The sequence below is a fragment of the Streptomyces sp. NPDC033229 genome, from assembly GCF_055576875.1.
Map to the genome: position 1 here is coordinate 63,000 of NZ_JBVIQR010000018.1, position 21,207 is coordinate 84,206.

Sequence of the window (21,207 nt, forward strand, 5' to 3'; positions counted from 1 at the left end):
CCGGGCCGACTTCGGCATCGGCGAATACCTGGAGACCAAGTCCATCGTCGGAGTGGATACCTGACATGCCCCCGTTCCGCCCCAGTCCCGCCTACGCCCCTGCCGGCGCCGCGCGGCGCCGGACCGTCAGCGCTTCCGCTTCGGGCATCATGCGGCGCATGAGTGACTCCGAAGCAACCAGCGCCGCCGGCGGGAGCGGTCTTTCGCACCGTCTGGTACCGATGACCGGCCGTGACCCGGAGGAACACGGCCGGGTCTCCTCACCCCTTGAGCTGCTGTTCGACCTGACGTTCGTGGTCGCCGTCGGCACCGCGGCATCCCAGTTCGCCGAGATGCTCGCCGAAGGTCACGCCACCCACGCGATCACCGCGTTCGTACTGGCGATGTTCGCCATCAGCGTCGCCTGGATCAGCTTCAGCTGGTTCGCCTCCGCCTTCGCCACCGACGACTGGCTCTACCGCGCCCTGACGATGCTCCAGATGATCGGCGTCGTCGTCTTCTCCCTCGGCCTCCCGGCGATGTTCCACTCCCTCGAAGAGGGCGACCACCTCGAACTGCGGGCCATGGTCATCGGCTACGTCGTGATGCGGATCGCGATGGTGGCTCAGTGGTGGCGCGCGGCCCGGGAGTCTCCCCCCTTCCGCAAGGTCGGGATGGCCAACATCCGCTGGACCATGATCGCCCAGGCCGGATGGATCGTCGTCGCTTTCACCGAGCTGCCGCTCGCCGCCGTGCTGGCCGCGTTCGTCGTGCTCGGGGCGCTGGAACTGGTGCTGCCACTCCTCACCCAGGGCCGCGCGGGCGGGACCCCCTGGCACCCCCACCATGTCGCCGAACGCTACGGCCTGTTCGCCATCATCACCCTCGGCGAAGGAGTCGTCGGCACCATCGCCTCGTCGGGCGAACTCCTGGGCGGCGCGGACGGGACGGAGTGGGGCGCGAACGCCGTCGCCGTCGTCGTCGCCGGAGTCGGTCTGACCTTCGGCATGTGGTGGGTGTACTTCACCACGCCCTTCGGCGACATCCTCACCCACCGCCGCAACCGCGGATACCTCTTCGGCTACGGACACATCCCCCTCTACATCGGCATCGCCGGAGCGGGGGCGGGGCTCCACGTGGCGGGGCTGCACCTGGAACACCACGCGAAGATCGGCGACGCCGCCGTCGTCCTGTCCCTGGCCCTCCCCGTCGGCCTCTACCTGCTGATGGTCTACCTCCTGCACACCCTGCTGCTCTCCTCCGCGGACCGCTTCCACCTGCTGCTCATCGGCCTCACGCTCGCCGTGCTCGCCGTGGCGGTACTGCTCTCCGCGGCCGGTGTCGCCATCGCGGTGTGCCTGCTCATCGTCATGCTCGCCCCCTTCGTCACCGTGATCGGCTACGAGACAATCGGACACCGTCACCAGCAGCACATGCTGAACGGCATCGCCGCGCAACACCACTGACTCACCGTCGGAACACCGGGCACCAGCTGCTTCACAGTCGAAATCCGGTTCGTCCCCCACACCCCCTACACCGACGCGGTCGACCAACAGGGCCCCACCAAAGGGCTGTCTTTGTCGCGCGGGCGTTCAGCTCGAACGGATGCCCTAGTCTCGGCGGGTGACGCTCTACTTCGACCCGATGACTACCGTCCGCAGCAGGGACCACGATGCGTTTCGGGGCCGCTGGGAGGACCGGCTGTGGCTCAACGTCCCCGGGCCTTTCTACGGCGGGGAGACCGACACCTGCTGGACCGGACGGCTTGCAGCGCCCGCCCACGTCCTCTACGGGGGTGAATACCTTACCGAGTATGTCTATCGCCAGCCCAGAACGCCTGCGGAGACCGCCGTGCTGGTCGACGCGGCAGGCGACGACCCGTTCGGGGGGTACGGCTGTGACGGCGACTCCCGGTGGACACCGGAAGCCGTCCGGGAGTGGTGGCGTAACCGCGGACAGGTCCTGCAATACCTGTCCGACCAGCGGAGCACATGGGATGAGAGCGATGCCGCACAGGGCCAGGACATCGCTGCTGCCGTCCGCGACTTCGAGTCCTACATCGGCGGCGGCCTGGCATCCGACCTGCGGATCTACCTCTACTGGCTGGAGAAGCGACGATCTCCCGATCCCGGTGACCGGCTGCCCGAGCTGTAGCCGAAGGCATTTCGCGGCAACAAGGCCGCCGATCCGCGAGGAACGCAGCGATCCCAGGGGCTGAGGTGTCACGCGGCGAGTGCGTGGAAATGGTCCGGATCCCGGTCGGTACGCCCGCTACAGGAATGCCGAGCATCCCAGGATCCGGTCATGTTCCGATGCGGTGAGCTCTCCGAGCGGCCGGGAAATGCGGTGGGCTCCCTTGTCCGGCCTCGGGCCGGCCGTGGTACCGCCCCGGCGGGAGAGCCAGGCGGTGGGCGGCGGCGGGTGGGATGGACCGCGGGTGCTCAGAGGGCTCGTTCCGCCGCCCACAGCGGCAGGTGCTCGAAGAACTCCACGGCCTCCGCCCGCCACCACGGCCGCCAGCCGGCGGCCTCGGCGGAGGCCGTCTCGGCGAGTCGGCACAGGTCCGCGCGGACGCGGTCGTCGACGCCGTGGCGGTGGGCGATGTCGCGGACGCGGTCGACGGTCGCGGGCGGGCAGTCCGGGTCGCCCAGGGCCTGTTCGACGACCTCCCGTTCCGGCCCGGTGGCCGCCGCCAGCGTCGCGTTCAGCACGTAACTGCGGCGTCCCGCGCGGAGGTCGGAGCCGGAGGGCTTGCCGACTACCTCCTCGTCTCCGAAGAGGTCCAGGTAGTCGTCGCGGAGCTGTCCGAGGACGCCGACGGGGGCCGCGTAGCGGCGCAGCCGTTCGTCGTGTGCCGGGAGGTTCTCGCCCGCGACGAGCAGGCCCATCCGCAGGGGCGCGAGGATCGAGTAACGCGTGCTCTTGTAGTCGGTGACGGTGTCCAGGAGAGCGCCGGCGCCGGGCCGGGGGAGGAAGTCGCGTTCGAGGTCCATGACCTGGCCGACGACCGTGTCCGCCGCCGCGCGCGTCTGCACGTCCAGCAGTGCCTGCCGCAGTTCCGCCGGAACCGGCGCGTCCAGGAGCACCCGGACGGACAGGAAGGCAGCCAGATCCCCGGCGAGCAGGGCCAGGCCCAGGGCGGTCCGCTCGTGCTCCGGGAAGTCGCGGCGGTAGGCGTAGTACGTGGACGGTCCGCCGCGGCGCGTCGCCGCGTCGTCGATGATGTCGTCGTGGACGAGTCCGTGCGTCTGGAGCAGTTCGATGCTCAACGCCGCCTCCGCCAGTCCCGGAACGTCGTCGTCCGGGGTCACCAGCCGCGCTCCTTCGTGCAACAGTGCCACCCGCAGCCGTTTTCCGCCGCGCAGGGAGAGGTCGCGGAGGAGTTCGAGGGCCCGTGGGGTGAACTGGCTCACCGGCGGCGCCCCGACGTCCGCCGCCAGCGTGTCGAAGTACGCCGCGAAACGGCCGTCGAACCGCTGCTGGTGTGCTGCGAGGCGGGTGAGGGCCGCGGTGGTGAGCTTGTTGTTCATGGCGGTCATTCTTCCTGGTCAGGGGAGCGGTGCCGTCGGCCGATGAGCGGAAGCTCGGCAGGAGCGGCGGCACGGGGTTCGGCATCCGAACCGTATGTCCGGGCGAGGTGGTCATCCGATCGTGCATTGTCCCCTTTCGCGTCCGGTGTGCCGGGATGATGGGAGGAACGGCGTTCAACCGGTGCCGACCGGGTCGGCTTGGGGGCGGGCCATGACATGACGAGAGAATCCGGACGACGCGGGGGCCTGGAGGAGCAGGCGGTCTTACTGGTGGCCGGGCTGGCCGATCTGGCGGTGAGCTCGGTGTGTACGGCTCTGGGGACGGTGCGGGGGCTGCTGCGCCGCTCGGACACGGCGGAGCTGGCGGCGGCTGCCGAACACGATCTGATAGCGCGAGGGCGTCTGGTGCTGGACCGGTACGCGGCCGTGCCTCCGGCGCATCTGGAGATCCTCGCCCGGCACGCGATGGCTCGGCGGGCTGCCCATGACGTCTGACCGGTGGGAGCCGGCCGCGTTCAAGAGCCGCGTCGACGAGGTGCTCCACGCCTTCGTCGCCGAGGAGGCAGAGCGGTTCGCCGCGATCGATCCGGCGCTGGGCCCGGTGGCCGAGCAGCTTCTGGCGGCGGTCCGGGACGGTAAGCGGCTGCGGGCGGCGCTTTGTTACTGGGGCTGGCGCGCGGTGGGCCAGCCGGACAGTGACGCGCTGGTGCGGGCGGCGGCCTCCATGGAGCTCGTGCATGCCGCCGCGGTTGTGCACGACGATCTCATCGACGACAGCGCGCTCCGGCACGGCCGGCCTACCGCGCACATCGCCCTGCGCGGTGCCGTACGCCGTCGTCCGCGGTCCGTCACCGCCGCCAGGTCGCTGGCGATGCTGGTGGGCGACCTGCTGATGGGGCTGGCCGGGCAGCTGTTCACCACCAGCGGCCTGCCCGCCGCCTACCTGGCCCGGGCCCGTCCCTTGTGGGCGGTACTGGCGCGCGAGCTGATCGCGGGTGAGTGCCTGGAGATCCTGCACACCGGATCCGAACCGGATACCGCGGCGTCGCTGAAAGTGATCCGGTACAAGACCGCCAAGTACACCGTCGAGCATCCCCTGCTGATCGGCGGCGCCCTGGCCGGTGCCGGCAAGCGGCTGCGCGAGGGCTATTCCGCTTATGGACTGCCGCTGGGCGAGGCATTCCAGCTACGGGACGACCTGCTCGGCCTGTTCGGGGACCCACACCGTACCGGCAAGGCGAGTGCCGACGACGTACGCGGCCACCGGCCCACGGCACTGCTGGCCGAGACCTGGCGCATCGCCGGAGCAGAGGACCGCGAGCGACTCCGCGCCCTGCTCGGACGACGCGACCCGGAGGGAAACGCCCTGCCCGCGGTGCGCGAAGTGATGCGCAGGCTCAAGACCCCCGACCGCATCGAGGACATGATCACCGTACGGGTCGAGGAAGCCCTCGACGCGCTGCACGAGCTGGACGTACCCGCACACGCCGCCGCTGCCCTGGCCTCGCTGGCCCGCTCGGCGACGGTCCGCACCTCCTGACCGTCACCACCGTCGCACCCAGTCCGCCGTCCCGTACCGTCCTCGGCCCTTCCGGTGCCGTGGACCACCCTGTGAAGGACAAGGACCCAGGCCATGACCTACACCGAGACAGCGATGGACGCACTGCGGCAGTCAGGCGACGAACTCGCCGACGCCACGGTAGCCGCCCTGTTCGAACGTGGCGAGGTGGGCAAGTTCAACACGCTGATGCGCTACGTCTCCACCGCCGGCACTCCTCTGCCCGAGGGGCTGCCCGCCGTCGCCCGGGATTACCTCCAGGCCACGAGTGCCCCGCCGGCCTGGATCGACTGGGGAGAGATGGAGAAGGCGCGGCTGTTCTTCATCGACAACAACGTGCACATCTCCACCGCGCTGTCCTTCGCCTCCATGCCCGCCTGCTACGTCGTCCCGCATGTGGCGAAGCTGCTGTCGGCCGCCCACGGGCTGAAGTACCCCTCCAAACGGATGGCGGAGACCGGCCAGTTCACCGTCTACCTGATGCGGCCCGACGCCTTCGAGGCCGGCAGCCGCTTCATCCCGGCGGCCCAGAAGGTCCGCCTGCTGCACGCCTCCATCCGCCACCACCTTACGCGTGAGAACCGCTGGGACACCGACTCGTACGGGACGCCGATCTGTCAGGAGGACATGATCGGCGGGCAGATGTTCTTCTCCCTGCTCGTCCTGGACAGCCTGCACCGCCTCGGCGTCCACATGTCGCAGGAAGGCGCGGAGGCCTACTACTACGCCTGGCGCGTCGTCGGCGCCATGCTCGGCGTCGACCAGGACGCCGTCCCCAAGTCCCTCGGCGAAGCCCGCTGCTTCCTCGACCTGTACATGATCCGGCACATGGGACCGTCCGAGGAGGGCGAGCACCTGACCCGGCAACTGATCGCTCTCTACGAGGAGGTCGTGCCCGGCACCTTCTTCGACCCGATCGTGTCCGCCCTCATCCGCCACCTCGTCGGCGGCACGTGCGCCGACTGGCTCCGAGTCCCCCGTACGTCCTGGGACACCGTCGTCAAGGCCGTACCCCACCTCCTCGGCGTCCTGGAGACCATCGAGGACCGCTCCCCGCTCGGCGCCTGGGCCCTGGACCGCCTGGGCCACCTCACCACCGTCTTCGAGCTGTCCTCCCTCACTCGCGGACGCGTCATGCACTACGCCATCCCCGAAGAGCTCAGGAAGGACTACGGCGTCTCCAGCGCGGTTCCCCACGCCCGGCGGTGGACTCCGCCTGCCGCGACCGTGTGACGAAGCAGCCGGAACGGCGCGAGGCGGTCAGGCGTGCCGTCGGCCCGTTCAGTGCCGATCGGTGTCCCGCGAGCGCCTCACGCCCACGGCGGCCAGGATCGCGCCGAGTGCGCAGAGCATGCCGGCAACGACCACGGAGGTGTGGACGTGATCCACGACGGTGAATTCTGATGTCATTCGGCGGTTGTTGTGGTGCCGGGTGGGTGCAGCGTGGTGCGCAGGGTGGTGTGCCGGCAATCCCGGCCCTGCTGGATTGACGCTTCAATGGGCGCCTGACGGGTGAAAGCCTAGGTCAGGCGCCCTTTTTGGTGCGTCTAGAAGAATCCGAGCTTCTTCGGCGAGTACGAGACCAGGAGATTCTTAGTCTGCTGGTAGTGGTCCAGCATCATCCGGTGGTTCTCCCGCCCGATGCCCGACTGTTTGTAGCCGCCGAAGGCGGCGTGGGCCGGGTAGGCGTGGTAGCAGTTGGTCCAGACGCGGCCGGCCTGGATGGCTCGGCCCGCTCGGTAGGCCGTGGTGCCGTTGCGGGTCCAGACGCCGGCGCCCAGGCCGTAGAGGGTGTCGTTGGCCGTGGCGATCGCGTCGTCGAAGTCGGTGAAGGGGGCCACCGCCACCACCGGGCCGAAGATCTCTTCCTGGAAGACCCGCATGCGGTTGTCGCCCTCGAAGATGGTGGGCTGGACGTAGTAGCCGCCCTCGAGTTCGCCGCCCAGCTCGGCTCGGGCGCCGCCCGTGAGGGTGCGGGCGCCTTCCTGGCGGCCTGTGTCGAGGTAGGACAGGATCTTCTCCAACTGGTCGTTGGAGGCCTGGGCGCCGATCATCGTGTCGGTGTCCAGGGGGTGGCCCGGGAGGATCTGCTCGGTGCGGGCCGTGGCCGCTTCCAGGAAGGCGGCGTAGTGGCCTCGCTGGATCAGGGCGCGGGAGGGGCAGGTGCAGACCTCGCCCTGGTTGAGGGCGAACATCGTGAAGCCCTCGAGGGCCTTGTCGAGGAAGTCGTCGTCGGCGGCCGAGACGTCGTCGAAGAAGATGTTAGGGCTCTTGCCGCCCAGTTCGAGGGTCACCGGAATGATGTTCTCCGACGCGTACTGCATGATCAGGCGGCCCGTCGTCGTCTCGCCGGTGAAGGAGATCTTCGCGACGCGGGGGCTGGAGGCGAGTGGTTTGCCGGCCTCGACGCCGAAGCCGTTGACGATGTTCACCACGCCCGGCGGCAGCAGGTCGGCCACCAGGTCCAGCCAGACGTGGATCGACGCCGGGGTCTGCTCCGCGGGCTTCAGGACGACGGCGTTGCCCGTGGCCAGGGCCGGGGCCAGCTTCCACGCGGCCATCAGGATGGGGAAGTTCCAGGGGATGATCTGGGCAACCACGCCGAGCGGCTCGTGGAAGTGGTAGGCGACCGTGTCCTCGTCGATCTCGGAGAGGCCGCCCTCCTGGGCGCGGATCGCGCCCGCGAAGTAGCGGAAGTGGTCGATGGCGAGCGGGATGTCGGCGGCGAGGGTCTCGCGGACCGGTTTGCCGTTCTCCCAGGACTCCGCGACCGCGAGGAGTTCGAGGTTGCTCTCCATACGGTCGGCTATGCGGTTCAGGAGGAGGGCGCGTTCGGCGGGGGAGGTGCGGCCCCAGGCGGGGGCGGCCGCGTGGGCCGCGTCCAGGGCCCGCTCGACGTCCTCGGCCGTACCGCGCGCGATCTCGGTGAACGGCTGTCCGTTGACCGGGGTCGGGTTCTCGAAGTACCGGCCCTGCTTGGGCGGTACGTACTCGCCGCCGATCCAGTGGTCGTACCGGGGGCGGTAGGAGACGATCGCCTCGGGGGATCCGGGGTTGGCGTAGCGGGTCATGGGGCGGCCTTCCGGTTCGCTGCCGCCCGCTCCCGACGCGGGCGGCGACCGGCAGGAAGCTAGTGCCGGGGAGGTTGCCCGAACGTTGCCTCCGCGCCGGGGGTGTACGCCTCGCGCAGCCGGCGTGCCCGCGTCGCCACCGCACCCCGCTGCGGCGCGCTCACCGGCAGCGCGGCCAACAGCCGCTCCCACACCTCCAGGTCCTCCTCGCCCCACGGGCTGTCGGCCCACAACTGGAGCGCGGCCGCGTCCCCGCCGCCCAGGACCGCGCGCCGCAGCCGGTCCTCCAACAGGCGTCGCATCCGACGGATCCCCGGAGCCTCCGACGCCGGCAGCAGAGGGCCGTCGTACGCGCGGACGGCCGCGCGGAGGTCACCCGCCGCCAGCTCGCGCTCGACCCGCGCGGCATCCGTCTCCACCGGCCCGTACAGACGGTACGGGCGGGAGGCGAGCAGCGGGCCCACCAGCCGCCGCAACCGCGACAGCTCCGCCCGCAGGGTCACCGTCGGCACCGGGCGCTCGCCGTACAGCGCGACCGACAGCTGGTCGCCCGTCAGACCGTCGGGGTGGCCGGCCAGCAGGACCAGGATCTCGCTGTGCCGTCGGCCCAGCCGTGACCGGCGCCCGTCCGCCACCAGCAGGGCCTCGTCCCGGCCCAGTGCCGACAGGGCGAGCCCGGGCGCGGGGGTCGGCGCCGCCAGCTGCGCCTCGGCGGCCCGTGCCGTCGCCTGGACCAGCGCCAGGCTGTGCGGGGCCGCCAGGTGGTCGCCGCCGGTGATGTCGATCGCCCCGAGCAGCCGTCCGGTGCGCGGGTCGTGCACCGGGGCGGCGGCGCAGGTCCACGGCTGGACGAGCCGGTTGTAGTGCTCGGTGGCGAAGATCTGCACCGCGTGGTCCAGGGCGAGGGCCGTGCCCGGCGCGTTCGTGCCCGCGTGCCGCTCGTCCCAGCGGGCCCCGGGGACGAAGTTCATGGCCTCGGCCCGGTCCCGGACGCCCCGGTGACCCTCCACCCACAGCATCCGGCCCGACGCGTCGCAGACCGCGAGCAGATGCCGCCCGTCATCGGCGATCGAACCGAGCAGCTCGCGGACGAGCGGCATCGCGAGCGCCAGCGGATGCGCCCCGCGGTATCCCGCCAGCTCGGCGTCCGTCATCTCCACCGGTGTGACGAACTCCGGTCCGGGCAGCACCGCGGCGGAGCGCCGCCAGGAGTCGGCGACCACCCGGCGGACCCGGTCGTTCAGCGAACCCCCGGCCGTGAAGTCCTCGTGCGCGCTCCTGACCAGCGCGCACCGCTCGACGGGATCCGCACCCGACGCCAACGCCAGCCATGGGTTGACCACGTGGACCCTCCTGCCCCGGCCGCCCACCCGGAGGTCGGCGCCGACCATACCGCCGTAAGCCGCCTTCCCCGGTTTCCCGGCGGCCCGGAACGGCGAGAACAAGCCCAGGAGGTGTTTCGCACCTCACCCCCCGAAGAATCTCCTCCGGAAACGCCGGAGGCGCCGAAAACTCCGGCCACTCCGGCCACTCCGGCCCCCAGAACCCCCACCAGAAACGGGAGCACGCCCATGCGCAAATTAATCGCCGACATCGCCGAACGCACCCTCGCGGCCTACGTGACCACCTTCCTCGGCCTCCTCCTGGCCGACGGGTTCGACCTCACGGACATATCGGCCCTCAAGGCCGCCGCCATCGCCTCGATACCCGCCGCCCTCTCCGTGATCAAGGGAGCCATCGGGGGCCGCTTCGGTGACAGGTCCAGCGCCGCCTGGCTGCCGGCCGGCGACGGCGCGCCCGGCAGACGCTGACCCCCGGCAGACGTGACGCCCGACAGGCGCTGACCGCCTGGTAGACCATGACGCCTGGCAGACGCTGACGCCGAAAGTCGAGCGGAACGCGGCCGTTCACACGGGGTGTGCGTGACGCACCCACGCCCACCCCCCACACACGCTCCCGCGCCCGGCCCGGACACGGTTGACTCATTGCTGCGAGTCCCAATGGAGCGACGGGACGGGGCTGCCGGTCGTCCCCCCGAGCCGGCGGCCCACCGCCCCGTACCGCCGGGCGGACGGTACGGGGCGGAGCCGTGCGCCCGAGCGGGCGGCTCTCCGGGGCGTCATGACGCACCCCGCCGTCGCGCCGCGCGCGACGGGTGCAACGATGTGCACGTCATGAGTGCAGGGCAGTCCGGTCAGGTACCGCGGACGCTGCGAGCCGCCGTGTTCGCAGCGGTCTGTGTGCTGCTCGCTGCCCTGGGGCACGCGGTCATGTCCGGGACGCACGTCCCTTGGTGGGCCGTGGCCGTCGCGCTGTGCGGTACGGGCAGCGGGGCGTGGTTCCTGGCGGGGCGCGAGCGGGGTCCGGTGCTGATCACCCTCGCCACCGTGGGCGCGCAGACGGGGCTGCACTCGTTCTTCACGCTCGCCCAGAACGTCGCGCGCAATGTCGCCCTCGACGCGGCCGCCCGCGCGGGCGGTGACGGCATGCCCGGCATGTCGGGGCCCGGCACGTCCATGTCCATGGGCGGTCATGCGATGCCCATGCCCGCCGGCCACTCGATGGATTCCATGGGCGGGTCCATGGGCGGGATGCCGATGGACGGGATGGCCATGCACGCCGGCCACGGCGCCCTCGGCATGTGGTCCGCGCACGTCCTCGTCGCCATCGTCTGCGGCATCTGGCTGTCCGGCGGTGAGCAGGCCGCGTTCCGGCTCGGCCGTACCCTCGGCGCCCGGCTCTTCGCGCCGCTCCTCGTCCTCTTCCGAGACGTACCGCCGTGCTCCCGGCCGCCGCGCATCCGCGCCGATCGTACGCGCGCGGCGCAGCGCCTGCGGCAACTGCTGTACGCCCATGTCCTGGCCACACGTGGTCCACCGGCCGGTGTCGCCGTCAGCTGACGGCGACAACCCGAGGCCGAACCACGTCACCGGGCGCCCCGCCGACGCGTAGCCGTCGCGCGCCCGGATTCCCAGGAAGGACCCAGGGCGATGACCCCTGCCCGCACACCGGACGTGCCACGACGGCACATCCCCCCTTCGCTCCCCTCAGTACACGCAGGACACGCCGTTTCCTCAGCCGAGGTCGAAAGCCGCCGTCAGCAGCTTGAGCCGGCGCGCCCGCTCCTCCCAGTGGCAGCACTCGGCACACCCCCGCAGATGCGAGTCGAGCGTGGCGTCGCAGATGCCCGCAGGCAGCTCCTCGCCGTCCACCCGGGCGGATACAGCGGTACGAAACTCAACGCAATGCACCCCGCCATCGTCCCCGGCGGCGCCGGCGCCCGGCGCACCACCCCCCGTGCGGGGGGCCGCTGTGCGTGACGACGAGACGGTGACCGCGTGGGCGCTGGCCGCGCGCGGTGGTGACGCCGACGCGGTGGAGCGCTTCATCCGCGCCACCCAGAGCGATGTCCGGCGGTACGTGGCCCGGCTGAGCAACGACCCGCAGGGCGCGGACGACCTCGTCCAGGAGACGTATCTGCGGGCCCTGCGCGGACTGCCGCGTTTTGAAGGCCGCTCCTCGGCCCGCACCTGGCTGCTGTCCATCGCCCGCCGCACGGTCGCGGACCGGCTCCGCTTCAACGCGGCCCGCCCCCGGCTGTCGGACACCGACGACTGGCAGAGCGCCGCCGAGCGCACCCAGTCCGCGGAGCTGCCCGGCTTCGACGAGGGGGTGGCGCTCTCGCAGCTCCTCGACCGGCTGCCGTACGAGCGTCGCGAGGCGTTCGTCCTGACCCAGTTGCTGGGGCTGCCGTACGCCGAGGCCGCGGCCGTGGCCGGCTGCCCGGTCGGTACGGTGCGCTCGCGCGTGGCGCGGGCGCGCGAGGCGCTGATCGGCCAGTTGGAGACGGCCGAGCGGGACGCGGCGCGCATACCTGCGGCGCGCGTCCCGGCACTGGCCGGGTAGCGGCACTCGGCGCGCACCGCGCCGTACCACCGACACCGCGCGGGCCGCGGGTCGCCGGGGTAATGCCCCCGCGACCTGCGGCCCGCGCGGTCCGTCCGGCTCAGTTTCCCGTCCCCGGGCGGACGACCACGGCCTCCGCCCGTACGGTGCCGCTCTGGCGGAACCGCAGGACGAACGGGACGCGGTCGCCGACGCGCAAGCCCCGCGGCGGGGCGCTCACCATGACGTCCAGATCGTGCGGGGACATCTCCAGCGTGCCCCGCGCCGGAACGGTCGCGGCCTCGACCATCCCCATCGAGCCCGCGCCGTTCCTGACCACGGTCCGGCTCAGCATCGCGCGACCGCCCGCCGTCGGCGCCTCGACGCCGATCAGTTCGTCGTCCAGGTCACCGTCGTTGCGCACCCGGAAGAACGCGGCGGTGTCGTCCGTGCCGAAGGGGAGCAGCACGCGCCCCTCCTCGACGGTCACGCCCGCCGGCCGGCCCGCCTCGCCGGACGCGGTCCACGCGACCAGCCCGCCGAGGGTCACCGCGCAGGCGACCACGGGGACGAGCGCGGTGAACGCGGTCTCGACGAGCCGGGGGAGGAGAGGGGAAGGGGTCTTCATCACGCGTCACCTCGTGGGCTCGTAGCGGTGGCGGATCCGTCCGTACGGTCCGAGCCGTCGGACGGGGACGGCAGGTCCGCGCCCGTGCGGCGGGCGTCGTCCGGGGTGGTGGCACGGCTCGCGCCGTCCGCGTCGTGACGACCACCCTCCGGTGCACGACCTTCGCCCCGGATACCGTTCGGATCGCTGGTCCGGGGGCGTCCGGCACCGTCCGGCCCGACGCGTCGCTGCGTCGGCGCACCCGCCCGTGCCCCCGCCCGGCCACCCGGCCGTACGGGCCCCCGCCCCCGGCCCGCCGACGTCCGCCCCGCCGACGTCCGTCCGGGCGCCGGCTGCCAGCCGCGCAGCCGCAGGCTGTTGCCCACGACCAGGAGCGAGCTGACGGACATCGCCGCCGCCGCGACCATGGGGCTCAGCAGCCCGACGACCGCGAGCGGCACGGTGACGAGGTTGTAGCCGAAGGCCCAGACGAGATTGGCCCGTACGGTCACCGAGGTGCGCCGGGCCAGCCGGACCGCGTCCGCCAGCGCGCCCATGTCCTCGCGCACCAGCGTCACATCGGCCGCGCCGATGGCCGCGTCCGTGCCGCTGCCCATCGCGATGCCCAGGTCCGCGCCGGCCAGCGCGGCGGTGTCGTTGACACCGTCACCGATGACCGCGACACGGTGGCCCCGGGCGCGCAGCGTCCGGACGAGCTCGGCCTTGTCCTCGGGGGTGGCCCGGGCGTGGACCTCGGTGATGCCGAGCTCGCCCGCGACGGCGTGCGCGGCGGCCGCGCTGTCGCCCGTGGCCAGCACGGGCCGCAGCCCCAGCCGCCTCAGGTGATCGACCGCGCGATAGCTGCCGGGCCGCACGGTGTCGCCGAGGGCGATCACCGCTTCGGGTGTGCCGTCCACCCGCACCAGCACGACGGTCCGGCCGTCCTTCTCGGCGGCGCGCACGGCCGCGGCGAGGGCGTCCGGCAGGTCCGCTTCCGACGGTTGGGCGGGCCGTTTCGCCCCCCGCTTCCCCGGCCGCGCCGAGTCCGGCCGGACCACCTCCACCCGGTGTCCCTCGACGCGACCCGCCACACCCACTCCGGCCGTGGCGCTGAAGTCCGCCACGGGCGGCAGCGGTACGGCCCGTTCACCGGCCGGAGTCCGCAGCGCGTACGCGTGGATCGCGCGGCCCACCGGGTGCTCCGAGCCGCTCTCGGCCGCCGCAGCGAGCCGGAGAGCCGCCTCGGCACCGATGCCGTCGGCGCGGGCCGTCACCTCGGTCACCGCCATCGAACCGGTCGTGAGCGTGCCCGTCTTGTCCAGGACGACGGTGTCCACGCGGCGCAGCCCCTCCAGCGCCTGCGGTCCGCTGACGAGAATGCCGAGGCCCGCGCCGCGGCCCGTGGCGGCGAGCAGGGCGGTCGGGGTCGCGAGCCCCAGCGCGCAGGGGCAGGCCACCACGAGCACAGCCACCGCGGACGTGATCGCCGCCTGCGGGTCCGCGCCCGCGCCGAGCCAGAAGCCGAGGACGGTGACGGCGACAGCCAGGACCGCCGGGACGAACACGCCCGCGACCGCGTCGGCGAGTCGCTGCACCCGGGCCTTGCCCGCCTGGGCGTCCTCCACCAGCCGGGCGATGCGGGCGAGTTGGGTATCCGCCCCCACGGCCGTGGCCCGCACCTCCAGCAGACCGCCGGAATTGACGGCACCGCCCACCACGGCGGCGCCCGGCCCCGCCTCGACCGGTGCGCTCTCACCCGTGACCAGCGACAGGTCGAGCGCGGAGCTGCCCGTCACGACGACGCCGTCGGTCGCGACACGCTCACCGGGCCGGACAACGAAGCGGTCACCGACCCGCAGCTCCGCGATCGGCACCCGCCGCTCGGCTCCGTCGGCCCCCCGGACGACGACGTCCTTCGCCGCGAGCGACGCGAGCGCCCGCAGCGCGGACCCCGTACCGCGCCGCGCCCGTGCCTCCAGCGTGCGACCGGCCAGCACGAACAGCGGTACGGCGACCACCGCCTCCAGATACACGTCCGCCGTACCGTTCATCCCCGAGCCCGAGGGCAGCAGGGTGAACGGCATCCGCATCCCCGGCTCCCCGGCACCGCCGAGGAACAGGGCGTATGTCGACCAGGAGTACGAGGCGAGCACCCCGAGGGAGACCAGGGTGTCCATCGTGGCGGCGGCGTGCCGCAATCCGCGCAGCGCCTTGTCGTGGAACGGCCACGCGCCCCACACCGCGACCGGGGTGGCCAGGGCGAAGCACAGCCACTGCCAGTTGCGGAACTGCAGGGCCGGTGCCATGGACAGCACCAGCACCGGCACGGACAGCAGCGCCGTGATCAGCAGCCGGTTCCGGGCGGCCGTCTCCGCCCGGTCCGGGGCATCCGCCTCGGGGGCCGCTCCCGCCGGGGTGTCCTCCTGTGCGGCGGGCGGTTGCGGCAGCCGGGCGGTGAAGCCCAGGCCTTCGACCACCGCCACGAGTTCCGCGGGTGTCACCGCCGCCGGGTGGCTGACCCGGGCCTTGCCCGTGGCGAGATTGACGCTCGCACTCACCCCCTCCAGGCGGCCGAGCTTCTTCTCCACCCGCCCCACGCACGCCGCGCAGGTCATCCCGCCGACGATCAGCTCGGTGGTCTCGCAGGCAGCCGGAGCCGGACCGAGCGGCCACGTGGCGGACCCGGTCTCCCGGGCCGCACCGCTCATCGGGTCACCCGCACGGCCGGAGCGCCCATGTCGTGCATGCCGCCCATGCCGCCGGAGTGGCCCGAGCCGCCGCCCGAACCACCGGTGGAGCCACCGGAATCGCCGGAGCCGCCCGGGCCGTCGCCGGTGCGGTGCATGCCGGGGGCCACGGGCCCGGCCGCCGACCCGGTCGCGTACGCGACACCGAAGAGGGCGGCCAGCAGCAGGACGAAGCCGATCAGGGTTCCGTACGGACTGAGGAGGTGACGTGCTGTCATCGCGGCATCGTGACACGTCGCGCACCGCGTTCGGCCCCGCGCGGGCCGCCCCCGGCGCGTGAGGATTATCCCTTTCGCACCCGGGAACCAGCGGCCCCCGGCAACCGACTACCCAAGGATCGCGCGCCCTTGCCCCGCCCGCCGGAAAACCCGTTCCCGCACCGGTGCGAAGACGCGGGAACTCACCCCCTCCGCCGTACGACTTCTTTGGGGTCCACGACTTCGCGAGGAGACTCCCCGTGCCGCTGCCCGACCCGTTCCCCCTCTACGGACCCGCGTACAAGCGTGACCCTTACCCGCTCTACGAGCGGATGCGGGCCGCCGGGCCCATCCACCGGGTGCTCTTCCCGAGCGGGGTCACCGCCTGGCTCGTCACCGGGCACGCCGCCGCGCAGCGGACCCTCGCCGACCCCCGGCTCGGCAAGAACCACGCCCTCGGCAACGATCGCTGGCGCGAACACGCCTCGATCATGCCCGAGCCACAGCACTCCGAACTCCAGGTGCACCTGCTGCACCAGGACCCGCCGAAGCACACCGCCATGCGCCGCTTCGTGACGGACGCCTTCGCACCGCGCCGCGTCGAGGAACTGCGCCCCCGCTTCCAGGAGATGGCGGACGCGCTCGTCGACGCGATGACCGCTGACACCGACACCGACACCGTCGACCTCGTCCGCTGCTTCGCCGCCCGGTTCCCCTTCCAGGTCCTCGCCGAGGTCATCGGCCTGCCCCCGCACCTCGCCGCCCGTTTCCGGCGCGGGTGGGGCAAGGTCGTGGCACCCGTCGGGCCCCAGGACCCCGGCCGCCCCGCGTACGAGGCGCTGCTGCGCGGTCTGCAGGGCTACATCGCCGAGGTCGTCGCGGAGAAGCGTGCCGAGCCCGGGGACGACCTCCTCAGCCGGCTGGTCGCCGCCCGCGACGAGGGCGAGCTGACACGGGAGGAGCTGGACTCCATGGTCTTCCAGCTGCTCGTCGCCGGGCAGGAGCCCGTCACCAACCAGATCACCACCGCCCTGGTGGCCCTGACCCGCCACCCTCAAGCGCTGGAGCGGCTGCGCGCCGAGCCGGAACTGATGCCGAACGCCGTCGAGGAACTGCTGCGTCTCGACAGTGCCTTCGAGCTGACCACCTGGCGGTTCCTGGCCGAGGACGCCGATCTGCACGGCACCCGGGTCCCCGCGGGCGACTCCGTGATCGTCTCCCTCTGTGCCGCCAACCGTGACCCCGAGCGGTTCCCCGACCCCGACACCCTCGACCTCGACCGCGCCCAGGGCCCGCACCTGGCCTTCGGCCACGGCATCCACTTCTGCCCCGGCGCGGCCCTCGCCCGCATCGAACTCCAGGTCGCCCTCGGCACCCTGATACACCGGCTGCCGGGCCTGCGCCTCGCGGTCCCCGACGAGGACCTCGCCTGGATCCCCGCCGTCCTCGGCCGGGGCGTGGGTGAACTGCCTGTCGCCTTCGACCGGCCCGTGTGCCCTCGCCCCCGGGGATGACGCGCCACATGCCGAACAGCACCCTCACCCGCACCTCGGTCGAGACCCGCATCCTGGATCTCCTCCTGCCGTACCACCGCACGACGCAGCCGGGCCCCCCGGACCCGGCCGCCCACCCCGAACAGCTCGACCAGATAAGCCGGTTCACCGCGGCGGGCGAGCCGGTTCTCTTCACCCTCCCCGGCTTCCCGTGCAAGTCCCCGAACCCCGCCAAGGTCCTCGGCCACCTCCCCGACGAGGGCGAACGGCTCTCGCTCGGCTTTCTGGACCGGCTGTGCGCCCGGATCGGCGAGATCTACGCGCCGGGCGCCCGCATGCTCATCTGCTCCGACGGCCATATCTTCGGCGACCTCATCAACGTCCCCGACGCGCACATCGACGCCTACGGGGACGAGCTGCGGGCCCTCATTAGCCGGGAGCGGCTGAGCCACCTCGACACCTTCGACCTGCGCCATGTGCACGGGGAGCTGGACTACGACACCAAGCGCGCCCTCGTCACCGACGCCTACGCGCCCGACCTGGAGACGCTGCGCGCCCAGGCCCGTACCGACGAGGAGACCGCCCGCCTCTACCGGGGCATCACCCGCTTCCTCGTCGAGGACACCGCGGGCTTCACCGGCACCCGTTCCGCGCTGCAACGCGAGTGCCGGGCCCGCGCGTACGGCGTCATCGCCCGCAGCCGCGCCTGGGGCGACCTCATCGCGGACTGCCACCCGCGGTCCGTACGGCTGTCCATCCACCCGCAGCGGCCGGGCGCCGCGAAGTTCGGGATCCGGCTGCTCGACGCCGCCGACGCGTGGGCCACCCCGTGGCACACCACCGTGCTGCGGGAGACCGGGGGAGCGGCGCGGCTGCTGCACCGCGCGGACGCGGAGCGGCTCGGACGCCTGGTCCTGCGGGACGGGCGGCCGAGCCACTACATCGCGGTGGCCTGAGGGTGTTCCGGGGCTCCGCCCCGGACCCCGGTCCGGGGTCGCCGGACGGGCTTGATGTGGCTGAGCTCAGCCGCCGAGCCCGTCCGGCGTTTGAGGGCACAGCACAGCAGCGCGTCCGGCGATTGAGGACGCGCCCGCCGGCGCCCGGTGGTCGAAGGCGATCAGCGGGTCGCCGGTCAGCGGGTGCTCCACCACGGCCGCCCGGACGCCGAACACCTCCGCCAGCAGCTCCGGCGTCAGCACCTCGCGCGGCGTGCCCGAGGCCACCACCGACCCGTCGTGCAGGACGTGCAGCCGGTCGCACACCGACGCCGCCGCGTTGAGGTCGTGCAGCGCCAGCAGCGTCGTACGGCGCTGGGCGCGCAACAGGGTCAGCAGCTCCACCTGGTGGCGCACGTCCAGATGGTTCGTCGGCTCGTCCAGCACCAGCACCTTCGGGTCCTGGGCGAGCGCCCGCGCCAGCAGCACCCGCTGGCGCTCGCCGCCGGACAGCGCGGAGAATCGCCGCCGCCCGGCCCCGGCCATGCCGACCTGCGCCAGCGCCGCCGAGACCTTCTCGGCGTCGGTGCGGTCCTCGCTCGCGAACGCCCGCTTGTAGGGCGTGCGGCCCATCGCGACGATCTCCCGGACCGACAGCTCGAAGTCGCTGCCCCGCTCCTGCGGCAGCGCCGCCACCTGACGGGCCGACTCCACGGCCGTCAGCGACCGGATGTCGGCGTGGCCCAGCAGCACCCGCCCGGCGTGCGGCCGCAGATGCCGGTAGACGGTGCGCAGCACGGTCGACTTGCCGCTGCCGTTCGGCCCGACGAGCCCCGCGATCTCACCGTCCTCGGCGACCAGCCCCACCCCGGAGACCACGGTCCTCCCGGACAGGGCCACGTCCAGATCCTCGATGGCGATCCTCATGGTTCTCCCCGTCCCCTCATGTTCCCCCTCATGCCTTCTCCAGGCGCTGGTCCAGCAGATACAGCAGGGTGGGCGCCCCGATCAGCGCGGTGACCACACCCACCGGCAGCTCCTGGTCGGGCAGCGCGGTCCGGGCCACCAGATCGACGACGACCAGGAGGACGGCACCGAACAGCGCGGCCACCGGCAGCAGCCGGCGGTGGTCGCCGCCCACCACCATCCGGCACGCGTGCGGCACCATCAACCCGACGAAGCCGATCGCCCCGGACACCGACACCAGCACGCCCGTGAGCACGCTCGTGACCACGAACAGCTCACGGCGCAGCCGGGTCACCTCCACGCCCAGGCTGGCGGCGGTCTCGTCGCCCATCAGCAGCGCGTTGAGCGCCCGGGCCCGGGCCAGCAGCGCCGCCAGAGCGAGCAGCACCGCCGCCGCGGGCAGCGCGAGCCCGCTCCACTGCGCGCCGCCGAGGGAGCCCATCAGCCAGAACAGCACCCCGTGCGTCTGCTGGTCGTCCCCGGCCTGCAACACCAGGTAGTGGGTGAAGCCGGACAGGAACTGCCCGATGCCCACCCCCGCCAGCACCAGCCGCAGCGGCGAGAACCCGCCCCCGCGCCGGGCCATCGCCCACACCAGGGCGAACGACGCGAGCGCCCCGGCGAACGCCGCCGAGGACAGCCCCAGCCCGAGCAGACCGCCCGCACCGGCCCCCAGCACGATCGCCGCGACCGCGCCCAGCGAGGCCCCGCTGGAGATCCCCAGCAGATACGGGTCCGCGAGCGGATTGCGGACCAGGGCCTGGACGGCCGTGCCCACCATGCCCAGGCCCGCGCCCACCACCGCGGCCAGCAGGGCGCGCGGCACCCGCAGCTGCCACACGATCAGATCCTGGGTGCCCGGCACCGGATCCCCGCCGCTCACCCCACGGGCCACCGCCGACCACACCTCGCCGAGCGGCACCTGCGACGAGCCCAGGCACACGGACGCGGTCAGGGCGAGCAGCAGGGCGGGGGCCAGCACCGCGCAGGCCCACCGGGCCGCCGCCGCGCCGTGCTCCCGCTCCCGTACGGGCTCTTCCGCTTCCTTCCCGACCGCGGCGGTCGCCGTCATCTACTTCACCCGGTCCGGGTGGACGGTGTGTGCGATCTCCCGCACGGTGTCCGCGCTGCGCACCCCGCCGATCGTGGTCCGCTCGGAGCCGATGCGCAGGAAGTGCCCCTCCTTCACGGCCTTCAGGTCCTTGGTCGCCGGGAAGGTGCGCAGGAAGTCCGCGGCCTCGTCGAAGGCCTTGCGGTTCGCCTCCTCGCTGCCGCGGTTGCGGACACCGAGCTGGATCCAGTCGGGGTTCTTGGCGACGACGCTCTCCCAGTCCACCGGCTTGAAGTCACCGGCGCAGTCCGCGAAGACGTTCCGGGCCCCGGCCTGGGTGATCACCGCGTTGGCGACCTGCCGGTTGCACACCGCCATCGGCTGCTTGGTGCCGGCGTCGTAGTCGAAGAAGAAGTACGACGGCCGCTTCGCGTCGGGCAGGTCCTTCAACGCGTCACGCACCGCGCCCGTCTTCTTCCGCATACCGGCGACCAGCTCACCGGCGCGCGCCGAGGTGCCGGTCACCTTGCCCAGCTCCTCGATGTCGGCCTCGACCCCCGACAGATCCGTCCGCGCGGCCTTGCTCATCGACGCGCACGCCGTCGACTTCAGATAGACGTGGCTGATCCCGGCGGCCTTGAACTCCTCGGCGGTCGGGGCCATGCCCATCCCGCCCATGTTCTTCATCGAGGAGAAGGAGTCGACGTACAGATCGGCGCCCGACCCCAGCAGCTTCTCCTTCGGAATCACCTTCTTGCCCAGTACCGGCACCTTCGCCGCCTGGTCGGCGAACTGCCGCGGCACCGTGCCCTTGCCGGGCGGGAAGCCCGTCCCGGCCACCTTGTCGCCCGCGCCGAGCCACATCAGGAGCTCCAGGGCGGCGGCGTTGCTGGTGACGATCCGCTGGGGCGCGGCCTCGAAGGTCGTCTTCGTCCCGGCGCAGTCGGAGACGCTCACGGGGAAGCCGGCCTTGGCGTTCGCCGCGGCACCCGCGTCGTCGGACTTCGACCCACCGCCCCCGCAAGCCGTCGCCGACAGGGCCACCGCGGCCAGCACACCGCACCACGCACGAGGGCGCATCAGAAAACTCCAGGAACTCGACGTACAGACGTACACGCGAACGCTCGCGCGGGGCCACGCCGGTGCGGGCCCGGTCCAGGTAGTCGGCCCGCACACCCGCCCGGTTCC

21 protein-coding genes are annotated in these 21,207 nt (G+C 72.6%); 10 read left to right on the plus strand and 11 right to left on the minus strand.

Annotation, left to right across the window (positions count from 1 at the left end; genetic code table 11):
* Positions 1-158 precede the first annotated feature (158 nt).
* Entirely contained in the window at positions 159-1,445 is a 1,287-nt protein-coding gene (locus ACZ53N_RS17955; RefSeq protein ID WP_469141787.1) for a low temperature requirement protein A, read from the plus strand.
* A 157-nt stretch (positions 1,446-1,602) separates the two neighbouring features.
* Complete coding sequence (locus tag ACZ53N_RS17960) at positions 1,603-2,133, plus strand: ferredoxin (RefSeq protein ID WP_469141788.1); 531 nt, start codon at positions 1,603-1,605, stop codon at positions 2,131-2,133.
* 287 nt (positions 2,134-2,420) lie between these two features.
* Here the strand turns inward: ACZ53N_RS17960 and ACZ53N_RS17965 are convergent, their stop codons facing one another.
* Positions 2,421-3,509 (minus strand): polyprenyl synthetase family protein, encoded by a 1,089-nt coding sequence (locus ACZ53N_RS17965; protein WP_469141789.1) that lies wholly within the window; start codon positions 3,507-3,509, stop codon positions 2,421-2,423.
* A 216-nt stretch (positions 3,510-3,725) separates the two neighbouring features.
* Here ACZ53N_RS17965 and ACZ53N_RS17970 point away from each other — a divergent pair, with 216 nt between their 5' ends.
* From ACZ53N_RS17970 to ACZ53N_RS17980, 3 genes are all read left to right on the plus strand, one after another.
* Positions 3,726-4,004 carry a polyprenyl synthetase gene (locus ACZ53N_RS17970; protein ID WP_469141790.1) on the plus strand — a complete coding sequence of 93 codons (279 nt, stop codon included), beginning with the start codon at positions 3,726-3,728 and terminating at the stop codon, positions 4,002-4,004.
* Positions 3,994-5,049: a polyprenyl synthetase family protein gene (locus tag ACZ53N_RS17975; protein ID WP_469141791.1), complete on the plus strand. Its 1,056-nt coding sequence runs from the start codon at positions 3,994-3,996 to the stop codon at positions 5,047-5,049. Before ACZ53N_RS17970 ends, ACZ53N_RS17975 begins: the two co-directional genes overlap by 11 nt.
* 93 nt (positions 5,050-5,142) lie before the next feature.
* Positions 5,143-6,300, plus strand: coding sequence for an oxygenase MpaB family protein (locus ACZ53N_RS17980; RefSeq protein ID WP_469141792.1), 1,158 nt, complete (start codon positions 5,143-5,145; stop codon positions 6,298-6,300).
* 48 nt (positions 6,301-6,348) lie between these two features.
* Here the strand turns inward: ACZ53N_RS17980 and ACZ53N_RS17985 are convergent, their stop codons facing one another.
* The 3 genes from ACZ53N_RS17985 to ACZ53N_RS17995 all read right to left on the minus strand — a co-directional run bounded on the left by ACZ53N_RS17985 (position 6,349) and on the right by ACZ53N_RS17995 (position 9,481).
* Positions 6,349-6,477, minus strand: coding sequence for a hypothetical protein (locus ACZ53N_RS17985; protein ID WP_469141793.1), 129 nt, complete (start codon positions 6,475-6,477; stop codon positions 6,349-6,351).
* 137 nt (positions 6,478-6,614) lie between these two features.
* Positions 6,615-8,138 (minus strand): acetaldehyde dehydrogenase ExaC, encoded by a 1,524-nt coding sequence (gene exaC / locus ACZ53N_RS17990; RefSeq protein WP_469141794.1) that lies wholly within the window; start codon positions 8,136-8,138, stop codon positions 6,615-6,617.
* Between the two features lie 59 nt (positions 8,139-8,197).
* Complete coding sequence (locus ACZ53N_RS17995) at positions 8,198-9,481, minus strand: GAF domain-containing protein (protein WP_469141795.1); 1,284 nt, start codon at positions 9,479-9,481, stop codon at positions 8,198-8,200.
* Positions 9,482-9,709: 228 nt separating this feature from the next.
* Between ACZ53N_RS17995 and ACZ53N_RS18000 the strand changes: the two genes are divergently transcribed.
* Together ACZ53N_RS18000 and ACZ53N_RS18005 are read left to right on the plus strand one after the other, a co-directional pair.
* On the plus strand, positions 9,710-9,949 hold the full coding sequence (locus ACZ53N_RS18000) for a holin (protein WP_130876787.1): 240 nt from the start codon (positions 9,710-9,712) through the stop codon (positions 9,947-9,949).
* 363 nt (positions 9,950-10,312) lie between these two features.
* Positions 10,313-11,038 carry a hypothetical protein gene (locus ACZ53N_RS18005; RefSeq protein ID WP_469141796.1) on the plus strand — a complete coding sequence of 242 codons (726 nt, stop codon included), beginning with the start codon at positions 10,313-10,315 and terminating at the stop codon, positions 11,036-11,038.
* Between the two features lie 174 nt (positions 11,039-11,212).
* Here ACZ53N_RS18005 and ACZ53N_RS18010 read toward each other — a convergent pair whose 3' ends face one another.
* Entirely contained in the window at positions 11,213-11,389 is a 177-nt protein-coding gene (locus tag ACZ53N_RS18010; RefSeq protein WP_365208018.1) for a zf-HC2 domain-containing protein, read from the minus strand.
* Positions 11,390-11,450: 61 nt separating this feature from the next.
* Between ACZ53N_RS18010 and ACZ53N_RS18015 the strand changes: the two genes are divergently transcribed.
* Positions 11,451-12,044: a sigma-70 family RNA polymerase sigma factor gene (locus ACZ53N_RS18015; RefSeq protein WP_469141797.1), complete on the plus strand. Its 594-nt coding sequence runs from the start codon at positions 11,451-11,453 to the stop codon at positions 12,042-12,044.
* A 100-nt stretch (positions 12,045-12,144) separates the two neighbouring features.
* On the opposite strand, the gene ACZ53N_RS18020 is transcribed toward ACZ53N_RS18015, so the two are convergent.
* The 3 genes from ACZ53N_RS18020 to ACZ53N_RS18030 form a co-directional block, all read right to left on the minus strand.
* The gene (locus tag ACZ53N_RS18020) at positions 12,145-12,651 is read right to left on the minus strand and encodes a copper chaperone PCu(A)C (RefSeq protein WP_469141798.1); all 507 of its coding nucleotides are present in this window, start codon (positions 12,649-12,651) and stop codon (positions 12,145-12,147) included.
* Positions 12,651-15,245, minus strand: a complete 2,595-nt coding sequence (locus ACZ53N_RS18025) for a heavy metal translocating P-type ATPase (RefSeq protein WP_469141863.1) — start codon at positions 15,243-15,245, stop codon at positions 12,651-12,653. The genes ACZ53N_RS18020 and ACZ53N_RS18025 overlap by 1 nt, the downstream gene beginning before the upstream one ends.
* An 89-nt stretch (positions 15,246-15,334) precedes the next feature.
* Positions 15,335-15,595, minus strand: a complete 261-nt coding sequence (locus tag ACZ53N_RS18030; RefSeq protein ID WP_469141799.1) for a hypothetical protein — start codon at positions 15,593-15,595, stop codon at positions 15,335-15,337.
* 239 nt (positions 15,596-15,834) lie between these two features.
* On the opposite strand from ACZ53N_RS18030, the gene ACZ53N_RS18035 reads away from it, so the two are divergent.
* Both ACZ53N_RS18035 and ACZ53N_RS18040 read left to right on the plus strand, forming a co-directional pair.
* Entirely contained in the window at positions 15,835-17,088 is a 1,254-nt protein-coding gene (locus ACZ53N_RS18035; RefSeq protein WP_469141800.1) for a cytochrome P450 family protein, read from the plus strand.
* An 8-nt stretch (positions 17,089-17,096) separates the two neighbouring features.
* The gene (locus ACZ53N_RS18040) at positions 17,097-18,023 is read left to right on the plus strand and encodes an L-tyrosine/L-tryptophan isonitrile synthase family protein (RefSeq protein ID WP_469141801.1); all 927 of its coding nucleotides are present in this window, start codon (positions 17,097-17,099) and stop codon (positions 18,021-18,023) included.
* Positions 18,024-18,089: 66 nt separating this feature from the next.
* Here ACZ53N_RS18040 and ACZ53N_RS18045 read toward each other — a convergent pair whose 3' ends face one another.
* Genes ACZ53N_RS18045 through ACZ53N_RS18055 form a run of 3 tightly spaced genes read right to left on the minus strand, consistent with a single transcriptional unit; the run spans position 18,090 to position 21,099 of the window.
* Positions 18,090-18,929, minus strand: a complete 840-nt coding sequence (locus ACZ53N_RS18045; RefSeq protein ID WP_469141802.1) for an ABC transporter ATP-binding protein — start codon at positions 18,927-18,929, stop codon at positions 18,090-18,092.
* A gap of 28 nt (positions 18,930-18,957) precedes the next feature.
* Complete coding sequence (locus ACZ53N_RS18050) at positions 18,958-20,040, minus strand: FecCD family ABC transporter permease (RefSeq protein WP_469141803.1); 1,083 nt, start codon at positions 20,038-20,040, stop codon at positions 18,958-18,960.
* Positions 20,041-21,099: an ABC transporter substrate-binding protein gene (locus ACZ53N_RS18055; protein WP_469141804.1), complete on the minus strand. Its 1,059-nt coding sequence runs from the start codon at positions 21,097-21,099 to the stop codon at positions 20,041-20,043.
* Positions 21,100-21,207 lie beyond the last annotated feature (108 nt).

Excerpts from the sequence above, each read along its gene's own strand:
- ACZ53N_RS17955 (WP_469141787.1), top strand. The coding sequence starts at position 159 with ATGAGTGACTCCGAAGCAACCAGCGCCGCCGGCGGGAGCGGTCTTTCG.
- ACZ53N_RS17965 (WP_469141789.1), bottom strand. The coding sequence starts at position 3,509 with ATGAACAACAAGCTCACCACCGCGGCCCTCACCCGCCTCGCAGCACAC.
- ACZ53N_RS17970 (WP_469141790.1), top strand. The coding sequence starts at position 3,726 with ATGACGAGAGAATCCGGACGACGCGGGGGCCTGGAGGAGCAGGCGGTC.
- ACZ53N_RS17975 (WP_469141791.1), top strand. The coding sequence starts at position 3,994 with ATGACGTCTGACCGGTGGGAGCCGGCCGCGTTCAAGAGCCGCGTCGAC.
- ACZ53N_RS17980 (WP_469141792.1), top strand. The coding sequence starts at position 5,143 with ATGACCTACACCGAGACAGCGATGGACGCACTGCGGCAGTCAGGCGAC.
- ACZ53N_RS17985 (WP_469141793.1), bottom strand. The coding sequence starts at position 6,477 with ATGACATCAGAATTCACCGTCGTGGATCACGTCCACACCTCCGTGGTC.
- exaC (WP_469141794.1), bottom strand. The coding sequence starts at position 8,138 with ATGACCCGCTACGCCAACCCCGGATCCCCCGAGGCGATCGTCTCCTAC.
- ACZ53N_RS18000 (WP_130876787.1), top strand. The coding sequence starts at position 9,710 with ATGCGCAAATTAATCGCCGACATCGCCGAACGCACCCTCGCGGCCTAC.
- ACZ53N_RS18005 (WP_469141796.1), top strand. The coding sequence starts at position 10,313 with ATGAGTGCAGGGCAGTCCGGTCAGGTACCGCGGACGCTGCGAGCCGCC.
- ACZ53N_RS18020 (WP_469141798.1), bottom strand. The coding sequence starts at position 12,651 with ATGAAGACCCCTTCCCCTCTCCTCCCCCGGCTCGTCGAGACCGCGTTC.
- ACZ53N_RS18025 (WP_469141863.1), bottom strand. The coding sequence starts at position 15,245 with ATGACCTGCGCGGCGTGCGTGGGGCGGGTGGAGAAGAAGCTCGGCCGC.
- ACZ53N_RS18030 (WP_469141799.1), bottom strand. The coding sequence starts at position 15,595 with ATGACAGCACGTCACCTCCTCAGTCCGTACGGAACCCTGATCGGCTTC.
- ACZ53N_RS18040 (WP_469141801.1), top strand. The coding sequence starts at position 17,097 with ATGCCGAACAGCACCCTCACCCGCACCTCGGTCGAGACCCGCATCCTG.
- ACZ53N_RS18045 (WP_469141802.1), bottom strand. The coding sequence starts at position 18,929 with ATGAGGATCGCCATCGAGGATCTGGACGTGGCCCTGTCCGGGAGGACC.
- ACZ53N_RS18050 (WP_469141803.1), bottom strand. The coding sequence starts at position 20,040 with ATGACGGCGACCGCCGCGGTCGGGAAGGAAGCGGAAGAGCCCGTACGG.
- ACZ53N_RS18055 (WP_469141804.1), bottom strand. The coding sequence starts at position 21,099 with ATGCGCCCTCGTGCGTGGTGCGGTGTGCTGGCCGCGGTGGCCCTGTCG.